This window comes from Clostridium bornimense (assembly GCF_000577895.1).
Classification (GTDB): Bacteria; Bacillota; Clostridia; order Clostridiales; family Clostridiaceae; genus Clostridium_AN; species Clostridium_AN bornimense.
The window spans coordinates 669,173-685,589 of sequence record NZ_HG917868.1 but is presented as its reverse complement, the minus strand read 5'-3'; the positions used below and the strand labels follow the sequence as shown (position 1 = coordinate 685,589).

18 protein-coding genes are annotated in these 16,417 nt (G+C 44.0%); all 18 read right to left on the bottom strand.

Translation table 11 applies throughout. The features are described 5' to 3' along the window. Positions 1-84: 84 nt before the first annotated feature. The gene (locus CM240_RS03010) at positions 85-1,902 is read right to left on the bottom strand and encodes a DNA cytosine methyltransferase (protein WP_044036335.1); all 1,818 of its coding nucleotides are present in this window, start codon (positions 1,900-1,902) and stop codon (positions 85-87) included. After that, complete coding sequence (locus tag CM240_RS03005; protein WP_044036333.1) at positions 1,895-3,160, bottom strand: site-specific DNA-methyltransferase; 1,266 nt, start codon at positions 3,158-3,160, stop codon at positions 1,895-1,897. The genes CM240_RS03010 and CM240_RS03005 overlap by 8 nt, the downstream gene beginning before the upstream one ends. Before the next feature lie 11 nt (positions 3,161-3,171). After that, positions 3,172-3,954: an S-adenosylmethionine synthetase N-terminal domain-containing protein gene (locus tag CM240_RS03000; protein ID WP_044036331.1), complete on the bottom strand. Its 783-nt coding sequence runs from the start codon at positions 3,952-3,954 to the stop codon at positions 3,172-3,174. A 2-nt stretch (positions 3,955-3,956) separates the two neighbouring features. Continuing rightward, positions 3,957-4,505 (bottom strand): hypothetical protein, encoded by a 549-nt coding sequence (locus tag CM240_RS02995; RefSeq protein WP_044036329.1) that lies wholly within the window; start codon positions 4,503-4,505, stop codon positions 3,957-3,959. 114 nt (positions 4,506-4,619) lie between these two features. After that, on the bottom strand, positions 4,620-4,979 hold the full coding sequence (locus CM240_RS02990) for an HNH endonuclease (RefSeq protein WP_044036327.1): 360 nt from the start codon (positions 4,977-4,979) through the stop codon (positions 4,620-4,622). Between the two features lie 154 nt (positions 4,980-5,133). Then, the gene (locus CM240_RS02985) at positions 5,134-5,544 is read right to left on the bottom strand and encodes a DUF1492 domain-containing protein (RefSeq protein ID WP_035150326.1); all 411 of its coding nucleotides are present in this window, start codon (positions 5,542-5,544) and stop codon (positions 5,134-5,136) included. After that, complete coding sequence (locus CM240_RS02980) at positions 5,541-5,762, bottom strand: hypothetical protein (RefSeq protein ID WP_171011288.1); 222 nt, start codon at positions 5,760-5,762, stop codon at positions 5,541-5,543. The genes CM240_RS02985 and CM240_RS02980 overlap by 4 nt, the downstream gene beginning before the upstream one ends. Then, complete coding sequence (locus tag CM240_RS02975) at positions 5,759-7,120, bottom strand: DEAD/DEAH box helicase (RefSeq protein ID WP_035150319.1); 1,362 nt, start codon at positions 7,118-7,120, stop codon at positions 5,759-5,761. Before CM240_RS02975 ends, CM240_RS02980 begins: the two co-directional genes overlap by 4 nt. Further along, positions 7,101-7,382, bottom strand: coding sequence for a VRR-NUC domain-containing protein (locus tag CM240_RS02970; RefSeq protein ID WP_044036319.1), 282 nt, complete (start codon positions 7,380-7,382; stop codon positions 7,101-7,103). The genes CM240_RS02975 and CM240_RS02970 overlap by 20 nt, the downstream gene beginning before the upstream one ends. A 219-nt stretch (positions 7,383-7,601) precedes the next feature. Next, positions 7,602-9,968 (bottom strand): virulence-associated E family protein, encoded by a 2,367-nt coding sequence (locus CM240_RS02965; RefSeq protein ID WP_044036317.1) that lies wholly within the window; start codon positions 9,966-9,968, stop codon positions 7,602-7,604. Beyond that, a complete protein-coding gene (locus tag CM240_RS02960; RefSeq protein ID WP_044036316.1) occupies positions 9,965-10,399 on the bottom strand; it encodes a DUF7768 domain-containing protein in 435 nt (144 codons plus the stop codon). The genes CM240_RS02965 and CM240_RS02960 overlap by 4 nt, the downstream gene beginning before the upstream one ends. Continuing rightward, on the bottom strand, positions 10,399-11,151 hold the full coding sequence (locus CM240_RS02955; protein WP_044036314.1) for a phage antirepressor KilAC domain-containing protein: 753 nt from the start codon (positions 11,149-11,151) through the stop codon (positions 10,399-10,401). The genes CM240_RS02960 and CM240_RS02955 overlap by 1 nt, the downstream gene beginning before the upstream one ends. A gap of 93 nt (positions 11,152-11,244) precedes the next feature. Then, on the bottom strand, positions 11,245-13,179 hold the full coding sequence (locus tag CM240_RS02950) for a DNA polymerase (protein WP_044036312.1): 1,935 nt from the start codon (positions 13,177-13,179) through the stop codon (positions 11,245-11,247). A 78-nt stretch (positions 13,180-13,257) separates the two neighbouring features. Next, positions 13,258-13,806: a DUF2815 family protein gene (locus tag CM240_RS02945; RefSeq protein WP_044036310.1), complete on the bottom strand. Its 549-nt coding sequence runs from the start codon at positions 13,804-13,806 to the stop codon at positions 13,258-13,260. Beyond that, positions 13,799-14,947 (bottom strand): DUF2800 domain-containing protein, encoded by a 1,149-nt coding sequence (locus CM240_RS02940; RefSeq protein ID WP_044036309.1) that lies wholly within the window; start codon positions 14,945-14,947, stop codon positions 13,799-13,801. The genes CM240_RS02945 and CM240_RS02940 overlap by 8 nt, the downstream gene beginning before the upstream one ends. Beyond that, the gene (locus tag CM240_RS02935) at positions 14,940-15,263 is read right to left on the bottom strand and encodes a hypothetical protein (protein ID WP_044036307.1); all 324 of its coding nucleotides are present in this window, start codon (positions 15,261-15,263) and stop codon (positions 14,940-14,942) included. Before CM240_RS02935 ends, CM240_RS02940 begins: the two co-directional genes overlap by 8 nt. Beyond that, entirely contained in the window at positions 15,238-15,456 is a 219-nt protein-coding gene (locus CM240_RS02930) for a hypothetical protein (protein ID WP_044036305.1), read from the bottom strand. Before CM240_RS02930 ends, CM240_RS02935 begins: the two co-directional genes overlap by 26 nt. Before the next feature lie 45 nt (positions 15,457-15,501). Further along, complete coding sequence (locus tag CM240_RS02925) at positions 15,502-16,035, bottom strand: ECF-type sigma factor (protein WP_044036303.1); 534 nt, start codon at positions 16,033-16,035, stop codon at positions 15,502-15,504. Positions 16,036-16,417 lie beyond the last annotated feature (382 nt).

Sequence of the window (16,417 nt, the reverse complement as noted above, 5' to 3'; positions counted from 1 at the left end):
GTTTTTTCGGTACTACATATATCACTCTAAAGCCGAAAAATAGCAAGTGATATGTGCAAAATATAAGGGAGAATACTTGTAGATTTACACCCCTTCGTTTTGTGTATAGTACACGATGCCCATCAGCACATAAACCACATTGGGCAGTGCCACGCCGTTGCCCCACATCTTATACTCCGCCGAATCGGAATGAGGGTTCTGAAGCCACTTGAATATCTGCTTCCGTGTTTTCGGTTTGCTTGATGTTCCCACAATCTTACGATGTGTTTCAAAGATTTCTGCCCACCGTGTGAGTTCCTCTTCAGAAGGAAGTTTCTCACCAAGGTCAGCACACCACCAATCCGGAAATCCCTGGAGCCTTGCACATTCCGTAGGAGTAAGCCTACGCACAATGTATTCCAGATCCGCATCGGTATCGTTGACAAGCGGAGGGTCTTTGTAATCCGTAGCTACTAAAGTATTGGCGAGTTCCTCTTCCGCAGAAGTGAAGAACGATGCCTTGCTGCTTGAGTAGGTGGGAACGGCAACCGCATCGGGCCCCGTGGCTTTCAGTGTGGAATTGACACCCTCATCACTGATACCCATATTCCTTGCGAAGTTCTGACCGCAGTTATAACTTTCACGGTCAATGGCATAGACAACGGCGTGGCGGTCTACGGTGTTCAAGGTGTACATGACATCACTTTCGGCATAACCGTTACCGTGGTGGGAAGGACGTGAGCCGTTGCCTTCCACAATGGCAATGCCACCCTGATTGCAGGTAGGGTTTCCACCATTGCCGTCAAGGGTACGGGAAGTGTCTGCCTTATAAAATCCGCTGTTGGGGTTGGCTGATTTCATTGCATTGCTGTCCTTGGAGCAGACGCCAAAGGCTGTCGGCTCTACCACAAACGGCTGATTGTTTCCGCCTGTGCCGTAGGTCGCAGCAACGGTCTGTGCCACATCAAGCGGTCCCACATAACGGGTATCCTGTGAGTGATTTTCATATACGGTTGCAGGAACGACTCCCGCTCGGAGTGTCGGAGATTTCTCCGCCTCATAACCGATGCCACGGCTGTCAGCAGAGTGTTCCGTGCAAAATCCCGCAGACTCCATAACACAAGGCGGATGATGCGCCGCCGCACGTAAGGTGCAGGTGAAGTCCTCTGTCACATCCATACGGTTGCCACCCTGGTCATTTAAGACGATGCCTGTCGCAGGAGTGCTTTCTTCAGTAGTTCCGGCAGTTCTTTTCCACGGGCATCGGCTCGTTTCAAGATTCCTAAACAGGCCCTCTGACTCAAATAATATTTTTCCGGCACACCCACCATTAAAATCTGCGACAAGATAGATTCGTCTTCTTCTTTGGGGAACTCCCCAAAACTGCGCGTCAACGCATCTCCATGCGATGCTGAAACTATCTCCCATGATTTCTCCTGCACCTGTCCATTTTCCTTTTGGAGGACAAGGGACAACATAGTCACCTTTGACGGACGCGACTGCTTCGAGGACGGCTTTGAAATCTTCTCCTGCGTTTGAGGAGAAGGCGCCGGGGACATTTTCCCACACGATGTATCTTGGATACTCACCATTGGTTTTACACCTCATTTCTTTTACGATTCGGATTGCTTCGTAAAACAGACAGGAACGCTCACCATCAAGACCGCTGCGTTTTCCCGCCACGCTCATATCTTGGCAGGGACTGCCGAAAGTAAGGATGTCCACGGGTTCAACTTCTGCGCCATTGATACCGGAAATATCTCCGAGGTGCTTCATCTGAGGAATGCGCCTGCTTGTTACACGAATAGGAAAAGGCTCAACTTCCGATGCCCACAAAGGGGTAATACCGGAAATCAAGCCTCCCAAAGGAAATCCCCCGGAGCCGTCAAACAGACTACCGAGGGTCATAGTTTTTTTATTCATCTGCACCAACCTCCTTCACAAGGTCGGCATAAGGTATCTGCACGCCGTTACGGATAACAAAGACACCGTCTGCATCACCTGTATCTTCCACATATCTGCGGAGGATAACCGATGCGTACTTTTCATCCAGTTCCATCGTATGGCAGATACGATTGGTTCTCTCGCAAGCCATCAGCGTAGAACCGCTGCCTCCAAAAGTATCCACTACAATGGAATTCTCACGGCTTGAGTTTCCAATCGGATAGGCAAGCAGGTCAAGAGGCTTGGAAGTCGGATGATTTTTATTTTTCTTCGGCTTATCGAAGTTCCAAATGGTAGTCTGGCTTCTGCCTGCGTTCTTGCTCCAGTAATGTTTGCCGTTCTGAAGGAAACCGTAAAGCACAGGTTCATGCTGCCACTGATAATCACTTCTGCCAAGCACCAGGGAATTTTTCACCCAAATGCAACAGCCGGAAAGATGAAAGCCTGCATCGATAAATGCCTTACGGAAATTCAAACCTTCCGTATCAGCGTGGAACACATAAGCGGCACCGCCTTTTTCCAGGTGGGCAGCCATATTCTGAAATGCCGATAACAGAAATTCATAAAACTTCTCGCTTGCCATCTTATCGTTTTTGATGGATAGACCGTCCGAACTTTCAAAGGCTACATTATACGGAGGGTCTGTCAGCACAAGGTTGGCTTTCTTACCATCCATCAGCGTTGCCACATCATCGGGGTTTGTAGCATCACCACACATAAGCCTGTGTCTGCCTACCGTCCATACATCGCCACGCTCCACAAAGGCAGCCTTTTCCAAAGCATCGTTCAAATCAAAATCGTCCTCTTTTACATCAGATTTATCATCTCCGGCAAAGAGGTCTGCGATTTCATCATCGTCAAAGCCTGCCAGGCCGATATCAAAATCCATACCCTGCAAGGACTCGATTTCGATTTTTAACATTTCCTCATCCCAGCCTGCGTCGAGCGCCATGCGGTTGTCAGCAAGGATGTAGGCTTTCTTCTGTGCCTCGGTAAGGTAGTCCACGAAAACACAAGGCACTTCATCGATGCCTTCCTCCTTGGCTGCCATCACACGGCCGTGTCCGGCAATGATGCCGTAATCCTTATCAATGATGACAGGATTGATAAAGCCGAATTCACGCAGTGAGGAACGGAGCTTCATAATCTGCTCCTGGGAATGGGTGCGGGCATTATTCACATACGGCACCAGTTTTGAAATAGACACTAATTCCATTTGTGTAGTTGTTCTTCCCATATGCGCCCTCCTTAATACAGACCCCATTCAGCGAACTTCTCAAAGCCACCGAGGTTCTGAATGTACTCTCTTGCAATGGCTACGATTTCCGCATAAGGCTTACCATCAATGATGTCATCTCCAATAGCACAGCAAAGCTGCACAGGCTGTTTTGTTTTCTGTGCTTTCAGGAACGCATACACATTTACAGATACATCCGCCTTACTGAGGTCTTTGCCGTGAAGACCGCCACCCGTTACGGAATCAGCCATATCACTGCCAAGTTTACGGTTGGTAGCACCCGTATCTACATCCGTGCCGCCAGTCCAGTCACCGAGCGGATTGATTTCCGCACCGGAATAGAGTTTCTTCAAATCTGCCGTTTCCACATTACTTTGGCAAATGATCAGGCGAACACCATCCATAATGTACTTTCCGTCATAAGGGCATCTGCCGTAAATGTCACGGGCAATAAGGGAAAGTTCCTCTTGCTCCTGTGTCAGAGGCATACCCTTAAAAATGCCGTTATCGCCACAGCGAATGCCGTCCTTCTGATTGTTTGACAGGTGCTTATCCTGGGGAACGATAACAATGCCCGTATCCATCACACCTGCGATGCGATGCACGGCACTGATGATTTCAGTCTTATCCAAATCCGCCGTGGTTTCAATAATGGCATGGCACACACCGTGGCCGATGAGAACCTCCACTGCGATTTTCGGATTATCTTCTTTTGCATACGCCAGATCCACAATGGCTCCTGCGATTCTGTCTGCCACCTTGTCCGGATGGCTCGGATTTACTTTTTCAATCATGGTTAAAACCCCTTTCGTTGGTGCAATAGTCGTTCCAGGTCATCATTCGGATTGGTACCGGAGAAATCCACGGAACAGTTTTCTTTTACGATTTGCATGATGTTGTCCCACTGCCTTGAGGCCTGGTTCATATAGTTGATGCCGATATTGATGAACGGAGAGGTGACAGGCTTTCCGGTTGTGGGATGCTTTGATAGAAATCCCAGCTCGTTTGTCATCTCCTCGCACTGCAGCCATCTCGCCACACACATGGCGTAACGCTCAATGGTCTGCGGGGAAACATAACCCGCACAGCCGATGGAATTGAGCCAGTTCCATGTATCCTCATAAATCTGCTTTGCTCTCAGTTCCGTACCGTCACGCTGCTTTGCACTGAGCAGTTCATTTGGTTTCGGCATCTGGATACCTTCCACATCGGGAATATCCAGCATCGTTAATTTGCGACCGCCGGGGTTGCCGTTCTGCACCTTTTCCAGATTGGACTTCGGCTTACGACCTGCACCCGGACGTTTTCCGCCACGGCCGCCTGTGTTATTCGATTTTGTTGGCACGATTCTCACCGCCTTTCTATCTGCGGGCCTTATTACCCTTTTGATTTCGCAATTTTTTCACACGAAACCCCACGCCCGTTACACAAAGAAAAAGCTGTGGAGATTTGACTCCCCCTACCGGGTTCCCCAACGGTCTCCATCTCTTGCAGTGATTGCAGAGTGGCAAGGTGTACAAAGAGCCATCAGATTACTTCTATCGTGAGTCCCTCCTCTTGCAAGAGGAAGAATGTGATGCACTTCGGTTGCTGGGGTCAGCTTTCCTTGTCGTTTGCATTCCTCACAAAGAGGATGAGCTGCAATGTAGCGGTCACGTATCCTTTTCCAAGCACGACCATAACGCTTACGTGTTGCTGGATCGCGGTCATACTTTTCATACCGTGCGGCTTCCTTTTTAGCATGTTCTTCACAAAACCGTCTGTCAGTCAGTTCTGGACAACCAGGATAAGAGCATGGTCGCTTAGGTTTCCTTGGCATACTACACCTCCTTTTGCCCATAGAAAAAGCCCTCGCAGGAGAAATGCTCCCGTGAAGGCTTCTGTTTGCTATTATTCCATACTACCATTATATAACTTTCACTACGGACAAACAGTGTCATCGTATGCCAACCTGTGCCAAAGTGTGCCAACTTTTATTTAGGCACCTTTAAATGCTGCAAGGCTGATGAGTGAAGTCTATGCACAGTTCTCATAGAAACATTAAGGTTGACACAGATTTCTTCCCAGTTAAGAAAGTTAATGTAACGGTAGCGAAGAAGCAGCTTCTCATCCACGTTTTCCATCTGGTTAATCGCTTCACGAATATCTGACTTAAGCTTTATTAAACGTTCCACCTCTTGTTGTATCTGCTTCTCCAAATCTACTATTCTAATCACGTATTTTTCAAAAGGTGGATCAGTACTTTTTGTTTTACTGACTTTTTCCTCAAGAACAGGAGATGAAACACTTCTTGAGAGTTCCCTTAGATTTTGCAACTCCTCAAGATCGGAATTAATCAGCTCATTTAAGCGATAAGCTTGTTTCAAGAATTCCTTTGCCGTCATCGCACCACCTCCTCATGTAGCTTTTTAATTAGCATCTCAGGATCGAGAGATGTCAGGGTAGTGAAATACCCGGAATGGAAGAAACGCTCAATCTCACGTTTCGTATATCTAGCAGAATCATTGCGAGGGTATTTTGCTAGTCTTTTCAGAGCAAAACGATAATCCTTGACCGCCTGTAGAATAATGGCATTTGCCAGCTTTTCAAATGCATCCATCATACAACACCCCTCGCTTTCCCCAGATTTGCTTTGACAGCATTAATAAGATCGGACTGTGTCTTTTCCTTTCGTTTCAAGGCTCTCATCACATCTTCATCAATCGTGCCTTTAGTAACAATGTGATGGATAACCACCGTTTCATTTTGTCCCTGTCTCCAAAGTCTTGCATTTGTTTGCTGATAGAGTTCCAGACTCCAGGTAAGACCAAACCAAATAAGCGTTGAACCTCCACTTTGTAAATTGAGACCGTGTCCTGCTGATGCGGGATGGATAACCGCCACAGAAATATCTCCGTTGTTCCAGTCTTTGATATCCTTAGATGTTTTAATTTCTCTAACATTAAATCTTGCTTTAATACGCTCTAAATCGTGATTATACCAATATGCAATAAGAACAGGTTTGCCGTTTGCACCTTCGATTAAATCTTCAAGAGCATCCAGCTTGCGGTCATGGATAATATGAGTATTTTTATCATCATCATAGACAGCACCGTTTGCCATTTGAAGGAGTTTGCCAGAAAGGACTGCTGCATTCATGGCATCAATCTCCTCATTTGCAAGCTCAAGAACCATCTCTTCACGAAAGTGATCATATACTGATTGTTCTTTATCATTTAGATACACCGACACTTCATTTATCACACATTCTGGCATTTTCAGAAAATCAACCGACTTCATTGAAATGGTAATATCTGAAATTAGCCGATATATGGCATCTTCTGCCCCAGGTAACGGTTTATATGAAAATACAATCTGCTGATTACGTTTATCTGGAGTAAAGAAGGAATTGCGGTAGTGAGTTATGTATCTGCCGAGTCTTTTACCCATGTCGAGAATACGAAACTCTGCCCACAAATCCATTAACCCGTTACTGGATGGAGTACCTGTAAGACCCACGATACGTTTCGCCCTAGGTCTGACTTTTAGTAAACTCTTAAATCTTTTTGCTCCATAGGACTTAAAAGATGACAATTCATCAATGACCACCATGTCATAATCAAAAGGAATGCCACTTTTGTTTACTAACCAGTCAACATTTTCTCTGTTTATAAGATAGACACTTGCTGGTTTCCTAAGAGCTGCTAACCGCTCCTGTTCTGTTCCAATAGCCACTGAATACTCCAGTCCTTTTAAATGCTCCCATTTGTTTATCTCAGCTGGCCAAGTATCCCTTGCTACCCTTAGAGGGGCAATGACCAGAACCTTTCCAATTTCAAAACTATCAAGACATAAATCAAATATAGCAGTTAAAGTGATTACGCTTTTGCCAAGACCCATCTCTAAAAACACCGCTGCTATGGGATGCTCAAGTATGAAATTCGTAGCATATGTTTGATATTTATGAGGATTGTATTTCATCGAGTATCCCTCCAATCTGCTCAACATCGTCAATGACATAGCAGGTAAAGCCTAACTTCTGTAATTGCTTTATTCTTCTAATCTGTAGTGGACGAGGTTTCTTTCCGGGAGCCTTTAATTCCACAAATGCTATCTTCCCAAATGGTAAAAGCACTAGGCGGTCTGGCATCCCATCCAAACCCGGACTAACAAACTTTGCTGCAATGCCTCCCATCTTTTTTACCTCAGCCACCAGTTTCTTTTCGATATATTTTTCAAGCATAAATACCTCTCATATAAAAAGGCTCGGAACAAGAAAACAACTTTGACCCATTTTTCCTATACGCGCGCGTATGCGTGTATGCACAGGCTACACTTTCTTCTTTTTTACTACTTATAAATAAATAGGATACTTCTTGTTCCACTTGTTCCGAACCGTAGATTTTCCTTTTGATTATTAGCTTTGGGGAAAGAACCAGTGTGAGAACAAGGCAAGATACAACTAGCTTTGTTCCTCGGCTCGGGAATAAGCTCGTTGCTTTCCATAGATAGGAAAATTGATTGTTCCGTTCTTGTTCCCGGTGTACTTGTTCCACCCACTGATCTTTCTCATAATGGCACCGATGGCATAAGAATCAGATGTTCTCAATGAGGATGCATCTTTTCCAAAACATTCACACCAAATCTCCATATTGCAGACAAGGGTTCTTTTTACTGTTCCAACACGGGTGCCGCCGCCAAATTCGCTACCGCCGAGGAAATTTCTACGCTCGTATAAAGACATAGTGTCCCAATCATCCGGCAAAAGAGTATCCAGATAGGTACGAACCAATCCTTCTCGTTCATCTGTTTCCATGGCATCTGCCTGCTCACTAGTTGCCATGGATGCATCATCACCTTCAAGGTAGAGTTTTTCGCCCTTCTCATATAGCACTAGTGTCTCTGCCCAAATCTGTTGTACTTCCTCTTTAGTCATCTGCCAAGCTTTCTTTTTACCATTACCGCTAATACGGACTGGCCAGAATCTTCGATTGCCGGTTATATCTCGAAGAAACCCGCTTTCTGCATTGGTAGAACCGACAATTACACATTGACGGGGATGGCTCTCCACATTGACTCCATAACTTGCCCGGTACTTATCATCTGCCCTCGAAATAAAAGACTTCACAATTTCCACATCCGTCTTACGCATACCAGCAAGCTCACCCAGTTCCAATAACCAATATCCCTGAAGTTTCTCAGCTCCAGATTTATCTTTCATGTCCGTAATGGTCAAACTATCTGAAAACCAATCTCCAGCAAGTTTTGCAAAGAAGGTTGACTTACCGATACCTTGAGGACCGTTTAAGATAAGGACACTATCAAACTTTGTGCCTGGTCTATAAATGCGGGCTACCGCTGCAACCATCGTTTTGCGGATGACTGCTTTTGTATAGGAATTATCTGTTGCACCGAAATAATCAATTAATAGATTATCTACTCGACTAATTCCATCCCATTTTGGCAGGGAGTCCAGATACTCCTTAACAGGATGGTAGGCTCGTTCAGCCGCTACCGCTAACACAGCATCCTTGGTCTTGGTAGGTGAATAAACTCCGTATTTGCTGCTTAAATACACTTTAAGAAGTGCATTATCTGAATCATTCCAACCCGCCTTGATCTGTTCCCAAGGCAGGCCACCTTTGGCATCAATACCATCACGGTGGCAATTAAAAGCTATATGCTGTAATTCCTTGTCATGACGAATAATCAAAACGATGTTGTCTAGAGTGTCTTTTATTCGGCCTTGCTTATCCAATTCCAAAGCTGTCTGCCAATCCTCATCACTAAACTCCTCTTCAGCCTGTGCCTGCCTCTCCTTAGCAAACTCAGCTTTTACTTTTTCATCTTTTATAGCAAACTCGCACATTGCCACAAAAGATGGCATCTTACCAGGAGCTGTAGTGGTAGAAGCTTTATCATCTAAAGAACCGAATTTATGAATACGAACGAGATCAAAAGCATTGAGGAGTAATCCACTTGCTGGGTCTGTAGCATGATGGCTGTATGCGAATTTATCATCGTAGATAATCACACCGGCACTACTATCAGCTGGAATATAATCGTATCGCCCTTCCATAGCAGAAGGTGCATAAACTGCACCTAAGAATTTCTCAATTGCTTCACGAACGGAGTAGGCACGACAGAATGTTCCTACCACACCTTCCTTTAAAAGCGGGTCTGCTTGCTCTTTAAGACTGCGATTTATAACTTCAGACTGCCTGCTTGATACTGGCCATGTTGATGTATCCCGCCAGTTTTGATATTTTGAAAGATAAACATCAGGGTCAAGCAATTCTCCATCCTGCTCTTCATAGACAAATTCACCATTAGAGGAAGTGGATGGCCAATACATAAGGCGATGGGCTTCATAAGTCGTATCATCGAAAAGATCTATGCCGATTTCTTTTGCCACCATACGTCCAACGGCTGCGTATTCTTCTTCGCTGATTTCACGAGCAAGAGGAACGATTAGCCTAAGTCTTGGATTTTCCGGTGTATGCTTATGGGTGGAATAAACACAGCATTTGAAATCAAAAAGCATACTGATTTGTTCCCAGATATCTGGTCTACCGTAATCCATATCTAAGGTAAGCAAAGAACGGCATAAAACATTGCCCTTCTTTCGCCTTCCCCCTTTTAAATGGCCTCCGACAAAACCACCCACATCTTTGATATCATCTTGTTGGCCTCTTTTTAATTTCCGATATTCTTCTACTGTTTCCGTAGTACGTTGTGTTGTCTTTACACGGGCACAAAAATCCTCCCACGAGATATCTTTGTTTTTCCATTTCTTGTCCTTCCGACTGTTGCCCACAGCGATTTTCATAAGCTTTCGACCTCCTCATGCTCTGGACTAAAATACCTGACCGTTTGTCTGCGTTTCTTGGCTACTTCAATCTCCCTTGCCATCCCGCTTGAGATGGTATTGCCTAGCACCCAAACCTCGGAGCATTTGCCCATAAGCACGATGTCCATAAATATGGCAAGTTCCCGTTCCTCTGGATTTTCATCATCCAAAAACTGTGGAAACATAAGGTGGGGAGCAATCGGAATACAGTTTTGGTCTAATGCAAACCTGCAAAAACTGCGAGCCTTTTTAACGTTTCCTTCTACATCACCGGAATAGGGAGAACAAATATATACAAGCGGCTTAAAGGCAGATTTTTTCTCTGCCTTTTTCTTTCTTATTATGTTGGTCAGTGCCTCATGGGGAGTTGGGTCATGGTATCCTTCATGATTGAATTTATCAATTCCCATTACACACCCTCCATTTCTATCTGCGGCAAAATACCATCTGCCTTCAACAGTTCGTAAATGAAGAGTCTGCCTTTTTGAGTCCAATATGTATGGACTTTTGTATGCAGTTCACCGTTACTACCGATGTAGCTATGTGTCTTGGTGCTGGTATAGCCTTTTTCTGCATACTTCTGATATAAAAGCCAGATACCACCTTGTTTAAACTGGATGCCCTTTTTATTAAGATAGCGGTTCATCCAAATAGCTGACTTGCCGTAATCTTTGGCAATTGCTGATGTAGAAATGAGGTCTTTGCAATTTAGAACTACATCATAATAGGAGACTTTCGGTTTCATTTCCGCAATCTGCTGATTCTGAACAGCAATCGTACCTTCAAGTAATTTATTTTGTTTCCTTACTTGAGTTAGCTGTTGATTGGCAATCTGAAGTGCCCTTGCCATGATTGCCTCTGGTGAATTCCATCTTCTTTCTATTTCAAGAAAGTATTGGCGACACTCTTTGCCTTTTGGAGTACGCTGTATCATGCATAGCTCTTTTGCCATATCAATTGTTATTTGGTGGTCAACAGCTGGTCTTCCACCTGTACTTTCCGACAGAAATGTCGAAAAGTCCGTACCCTCCACAAATCCATACTCACACATTCTTGGAAACCATTTATCATAGGGTGTTTTCACTTCCAAAACTGCATGCAAATCACGGCCAAGCACTGTGGGGCGGTCATTTTCATAATTGATTCTTACTAATTCGTCCATACGAATTACCTCCTGTAATATAGTCAGAGAGGAAACCCCTCTACCTAATAGCCACAGGAGGTAATGAATGTTGAGGATTTTGAAAAAATATATTTAATCTTTTTGATAAAACTGACACTCATAGCCATCAGCACTAAGTAACAGGCCATTTGCCCATGTTGGTGTCCTAGCCATTTGTTCACAAATAGTAGAAAGTGACATCCTCATATCCGCTTCGATTATAATTTCATCGTGTACATGAGCTACAATGGAACAATTCTTTAACGTCTGCATGGCATGACACAAAATGTCCCGACTGATTGCCTGAACAATATTCTCTACAAATTTTGGTCCATAGCTTTCGATTCTTTCCCATTTCTTTGTCCCACCAACCCCTTCATAAGTAATTGACTCACCACCAAATACATTCTCTCCCATACGAGGTTTTACATAGGAAAGCTGTCTGCCGGAAGGAAGGACAATAAAGAGCATCCCACTTTGATATATAAATTCAATACCATGTGTTTCTGTAGGAGTTTTCTGCTTAACGCAGGTTTTTACAGCACGGTCAACATCCCACCATAATTTTGTAATATTGGGATTGGATTGTCTCCAAGCCGTTACAAGAGGTTGAAGTTCCTCTTCTTCAATTCCCATCTCCAAGGCACCCATTGATTTCAGTGCTCCAACAGATCCACCGTAACCTAGGGCTAATTCAGCAATTTTTCCCTTCTGACGAAGATGTCCATTAACACCGTTTTTCTCCACAGGTACATTAAACATCTGAGATGCACTTGCACAGTAAATATCACCGCCATTTTGGAATACATCTATTCTCCATTTCTCTCCCGCAAGCCAGGCGATAACGCGAGCTTCAATCGCTGAAAAATCTGCAACTATAAACTTCATGCCCTCCTGTGGAATAAAAGCAGTTCGGATAAGTTCCGACAGTACTTCCGGGATAGAATCATAAAGTAAGGTAAGAGCATCAAAGTTTCCGCTACGAACTAAAGCACGAGCCTGTTCCAAATCAGGCATATGGTTTTGAGGGAGATTTTGTAGTTGAATAAGCCTGCCCGAAAACCTACCAGTTCTGTTTGCTCCATAAAACTGAAACATTCCTCTTGCACGACCATCTTTGCATACCGCATTCTCCATTGCCGTATATTTTTTCACCGATGATTTTGCAAGCTGCTGACGAAGTTCCAAAACGGTGCCTAGTGGTTCAGGTGCTGTCTTTAACATCTCAACAACTGCTTTTTTACCAAGACTATCTGTTTCCAATCCGTTATCAGCAAGCCATTCTTTCATTTGTTGTACAGAGTTTGGATTCTCCAAATTAGTTATATCCTGCATTAAAGCCATTAGCTTTTCCCGCGACTTTTCATCCATCTTGACGGCTTGTTTTACAAAAGCCATGTCTATAGCGATACCACGATCATTGATTTTCTGGTCAAGATGATATTCTGACCATATATTCTCTGGAAGCGGGAATTTAGATAGTCTCTGCTGTATTGACATCTCGGCTTCCACATCACGGAGGTTATATGCTTTAAATCGCTCCCATTTATCCATGTCGTGTTTTGGCAAATTACGAACTCGTCCTCCGTTTGATTTAGTAGGGGAGCAAGGTGTACAGAAATATTTAATGAGGTCTTTGCCTTCCGTCAATTTTTGTTTTTCCAATCCTAAGACTGCACCGACGCCCTCAAGTGAAAGTGGAAGTCCCATATAAGCCGACCATATCATTGAACATTTCCAGGATGTAGGGTCAAGATAATCAGTAAGGTTAAGCCATTTTGATAGGCAAACACGCTCAAACATAGCATTAAAGGCCCATTTGGTAACGGAATTATCCATAAGAGCATTGATTATTTCTTTTGGGATTTTCTCTCCGCAGGCAAGATCAACCACCTGAACTGCACCGCCATCAACCGAATAACCAAACAATAGAATTTCAAAATCATCACTCTCGGCATAACGGTAGACTCCACATTTTTGAAGATTGGCACTACTAAATGTCTCAATATCAATAGATATAGAATTCATGTATTACACCCTTTCCAATGCAAACGAGGTGACAGAAGAACAACTTCCACCACCCCGTTTGTATTCATACTTTAGCTGTTATGCTAGGAAATCATCATCTTCAATTGTGGTGAAATCATCAGCCGCTGTGGTTCTGCTGCCTAAAGGCTCTCCGTCTCTAATCTTCTGGATGTTACCAAGTCCGCAGGCCACACCCTTGTTCCCATTAGAATTGAAAGCATAGAAATTAAGTGACACTCTTGCATAGCAACCACTGTATACCTCATTGCGATCCAGAATAGGCTTGACTGCTTTATCTACAATCTGAGGCGGAGTAGTGCTGTTGGCATTTACAAAATAATGTCCTTTATAAGCCTCATCATCTCGTTCTACATCACCATCTCGAAGCGGCAGCTTGATAGCAGCCTTATTTGGTTTTTTACCGCCAAACTTTGCAATGCCCTCTTCAATAGCTGCATCAACTGCTGCATTGATGGCATTAATGGTTTCCTTATCCGATTTAGGAATCAATACCGATACACTATACTTTTCTGCCCCACCATTGATGGATACCGGTTCCCAGCCATGAAAGTAGCTGAGACGTGTGTTTACACCAGTAATAACCTTCGTTCTGTTTTTATTATTCATATTCACATTCCTCCGTTATTTCGTTAAATTCGTTTTTTGCATTAGATACGTTCATAGCCGGACGCTTATCCGATAGCGGGACCAGAGTCGGCTTTCCCGGTGGCTTGTATATAAGATCACCGAGTATCTTCTCAAATTTTGATTTGCCCATCAGCCTTTCCATTTCCGTAAGAGTGATGAGACTCTGACGAAAGATATCTTTATAACCGTTTGCTTTGGCTACTTCAGCCACAGCATCTTCATCCTTGAATTTGCGGACAGATCTGCCCTCAACAACCTTAAAACCATGCCACTCTTTACCGTGATTAACAGCTGCATCGGTGGCATAAGCAATGATTTCATTTGCCCACTTCGTAAGATCGGACAGTTTAGATAGAACTTCCTCGATTTCAGAGTCCGTAAGTAGTGGGGGTAGCTTGAATTCCGATTGTGCCAATTTCAGTTTTTCCTCGGCCCTAGCACGGCATTTAACTGCCGCTCGACAGAAAGTACACCACTCACCCGGAAGATATTCACCTTCACCGTCATAAGCTTTTTTAGCCCTTGGTTTTAGTTCTTTTTCTGCCCAATCTTTCAGATCCTCTACCCGTATTGTCCATGTGCTGACATTCTCTCTGCGTGGCTGGAAAATGGTCATGGAAACTTCCTCGATGTCGTACAAACTATCGTAAATTTCTAAAGCACCCAGTGCGTACAACTTCATCTGTGGATTGTCCACCGCATCTACCAATACTCCCATGCCATACTTGAAATCGATAATGTGAAGTTTCTTATCGGCAATAATGATGCAGTCACCGGTTCCAAATCCCTGTGGAACATAGCAAGAAAAATCAAGACGCTGTTCGATTAGTATTAAAGGGTCTGTGCAGCTCTGCTTTGCCAGCTCCAACTGCTCCATTACAAATTCCACATATGCATCACTGTGTTCTTCCATCTCATCGGAGTTATAAACTGAGACAGGACGCTTACTTCTCATATGAAGTGCTTTTTTGAGTTTATGTTCGCAGAGAGCATGGGCGGCGGTGCCTTCGGCAGCTGCACTGGATTCGTTATTTACAAACTCCAGTTCCAATCGTGCAGACGGAAGGCAATTCAGCCACCTATGGGCGCCTGATGCGGAAAGAACTGCATGATCACTCATTCCCAAGTACCTCCGCATCTTTTAACATATCTGCATAATGTTTTGGGTCCACTTCGCTTAATTTAGAGCCACCGTATTTTTGGATTATTTCTCTTACTTGGGCAGTAAGACCGACTTGACTCTTTTCAGCGAGTTTTGCTCTGACTTCCTCCAGAGTGATTTCCTTTTTATTTGGTTCAGGTTCTTTTACAGTTGAAGTTGGTTCTTTTATTTCGACAGGTTCATTGCCCGCCATTACATCAGCAACCGCTTGTATGCTGTCTGCCAAAGAGCGCATATCGGAAACCACATCAAGAAGTAGCTTGATCTTGCTCATGGTTTATTCCTCCTTCCTTAATCTCACTGATGGCGAGTTCCTGTACGGTGTCACCCGGAACAAGGATGGTCAGTTTCTGCTTATCACCAAGTAAAAAACGAAGGAAACGCTCCCTAATGGTGACGTTTCGACAGGAAACAATCCCGCCAGTCTGTGGTTTTTTTGAAACACTGATTTTCAAGTTGTGCTTCATGTATTCACCTCTTTCCGAGAGCGTTTATGTATTGCCCTCTAACTATTAGCCGTGGCAAGAGGGGAAAGTTGAGGATTTTGGATAGATTTTTTTGAAATTCTTCTTAGCTGTATCTAAGCGGTGTGAAATGGCACTTACACTTACTCCCTCACGTTCTGCATACTCCGTTACCGAAACACCATCCAAGACTATAGCTATCAGTAGCTCCGCTTGTTTTTTCTTGAGAGCCTTGCGAATAATTTCACAGATATGCTCATACTCTTCTTTTTTCTCTCTAGCCATTTCATCTGAGTAGTCAGGGAAGTAGTCCATATGGTCGGTTTCATCAACCTCTTGGTCATCCTTACGGAATGGTTTCTTTGGCATACCTCTGTGTCTGTCAAATTTATGCCAGTTATTGTACTCCGGCTTGTTGAAACGTTCGTCCATTATCTCCTGTGGAGAACGCCGAACCACAATTTCTTTGTCCTCTGCAGGAGATAGCCTGTCCTCATAATCCGCCTCAATCATTAAGGTAAAGTCCTCGTCTGGTACCTCCAGATAGATAGATTTGTTTTCGTGCTGAATTCTAATTTTCATTTTGCATCCTTTCCGCCGGATTGCATTGGCGGCAAAGGATACAAAAATAGGCCTGTACCAGAAGTACACAGACCTTTTTATCCTGAAAATGAGCGCAATAAGGTAAGGTACTTCTATTGCACCGCAACAATCCTTACGGATTGGAGCGAAACAATATGTATCCTCTGCCCTTATTGCAAATCAGGCATTCGATATTTTTTTGTAGACGAGGGACGGTCTTAATCTAGCTACTTACGAAGGACCTTTCCTTCGTCTAATATTATTGTAAGGTAGAAATGGACAGCCTTGGCGGACACCTCATGCCCGGTAATTTCAGGCTCAAAATGATGCTTTTCTCCACATAAATACCTAAAAACAGCAATAAAAAAAGCCATACACAAAC

What these genes read in the sequence shown, in the direction of transcription:
- CM240_RS02975 (WP_035150319.1), bottom strand. Translation starts at nt 7,120, where the DNA reads ATGAAATACAATCCTCATAAATATCAAACATATGCTACGAATTTCATA.
- CM240_RS02980 (WP_171011288.1), bottom strand. Translation starts at nt 5,762, where the DNA reads ATGATGGATGCATTTGAAAAGCTGGCAAATGCCATTATTCTACAGGCG.
- CM240_RS02950 (WP_044036312.1), bottom strand. Translation starts at nt 13,179, where the DNA reads ATGAATTCTATATCTATTGATATTGAGACATTTAGTAGTGCCAATCTT.
- CM240_RS02970 (WP_044036319.1), bottom strand. Translation starts at nt 7,382, where the DNA reads ATGCTTGAAAAATATATCGAAAAGAAACTGGTGGCTGAGGTAAAAAAG.
- CM240_RS02945 (WP_044036310.1), bottom strand. Translation starts at nt 13,806, where the DNA reads ATGAATAATAAAAACAGAACGAAGGTTATTACTGGTGTAAACACACGT.
- CM240_RS02990 (WP_044036327.1), bottom strand. Translation starts at nt 4,979, where the DNA reads ATGCCAAGGAAACCTAAGCGACCATGCTCTTATCCTGGTTGTCCAGAA.
- CM240_RS03005 (WP_044036333.1), bottom strand. Translation starts at nt 3,160, where the DNA reads ATGGGAAGAACAACTACACAAATGGAATTAGTGTCTATTTCAAAACTG.
- CM240_RS03010 (WP_044036335.1), bottom strand. Translation starts at nt 1,902, where the DNA reads ATGAATAAAAAAACTATGACCCTCGGTAGTCTGTTTGACGGCTCCGGG.
- CM240_RS02960 (WP_044036316.1), bottom strand. Translation starts at nt 10,399, where the DNA reads ATGGGAATTGATAAATTCAATCATGAAGGATACCATGACCCAACTCCC.
- CM240_RS02925 (WP_044036303.1), bottom strand. Translation starts at nt 16,035, where the DNA reads ATGAAAATTAGAATTCAGCACGAAAACAAATCTATCTATCTGGAGGTA.
- CM240_RS02935 (WP_044036307.1), bottom strand. Translation starts at nt 15,263, where the DNA reads ATGAGCAAGATCAAGCTACTTCTTGATGTGGTTTCCGATATGCGCTCT.
- CM240_RS02985 (WP_035150326.1), bottom strand. Translation starts at nt 5,544, where the DNA reads ATGACGGCAAAGGAATTCTTGAAACAAGCTTATCGCTTAAATGAGCTG.
- CM240_RS02965 (WP_044036317.1), bottom strand. Translation starts at nt 9,968, where the DNA reads ATGAAAATCGCTGTGGGCAACAGTCGGAAGGACAAGAAATGGAAAAAC.
- CM240_RS02940 (WP_044036309.1), bottom strand. Translation starts at nt 14,947, where the DNA reads ATGAGTGATCATGCAGTTCTTTCCGCATCAGGCGCCCATAGGTGGCTG.
- CM240_RS02955 (WP_044036314.1), bottom strand. Translation starts at nt 11,151, where the DNA reads ATGGACGAATTAGTAAGAATCAATTATGAAAATGACCGCCCCACAGTG.
- CM240_RS02930 (WP_044036305.1), bottom strand. Translation starts at nt 15,456, where the DNA reads ATGAAGCACAACTTGAAAATCAGTGTTTCAAAAAAACCACAGACTGGC.
- CM240_RS03000 (WP_044036331.1), bottom strand. Translation starts at nt 3,954, where the DNA reads ATGATTGAAAAAGTAAATCCGAGCCATCCGGACAAGGTGGCAGACAGA.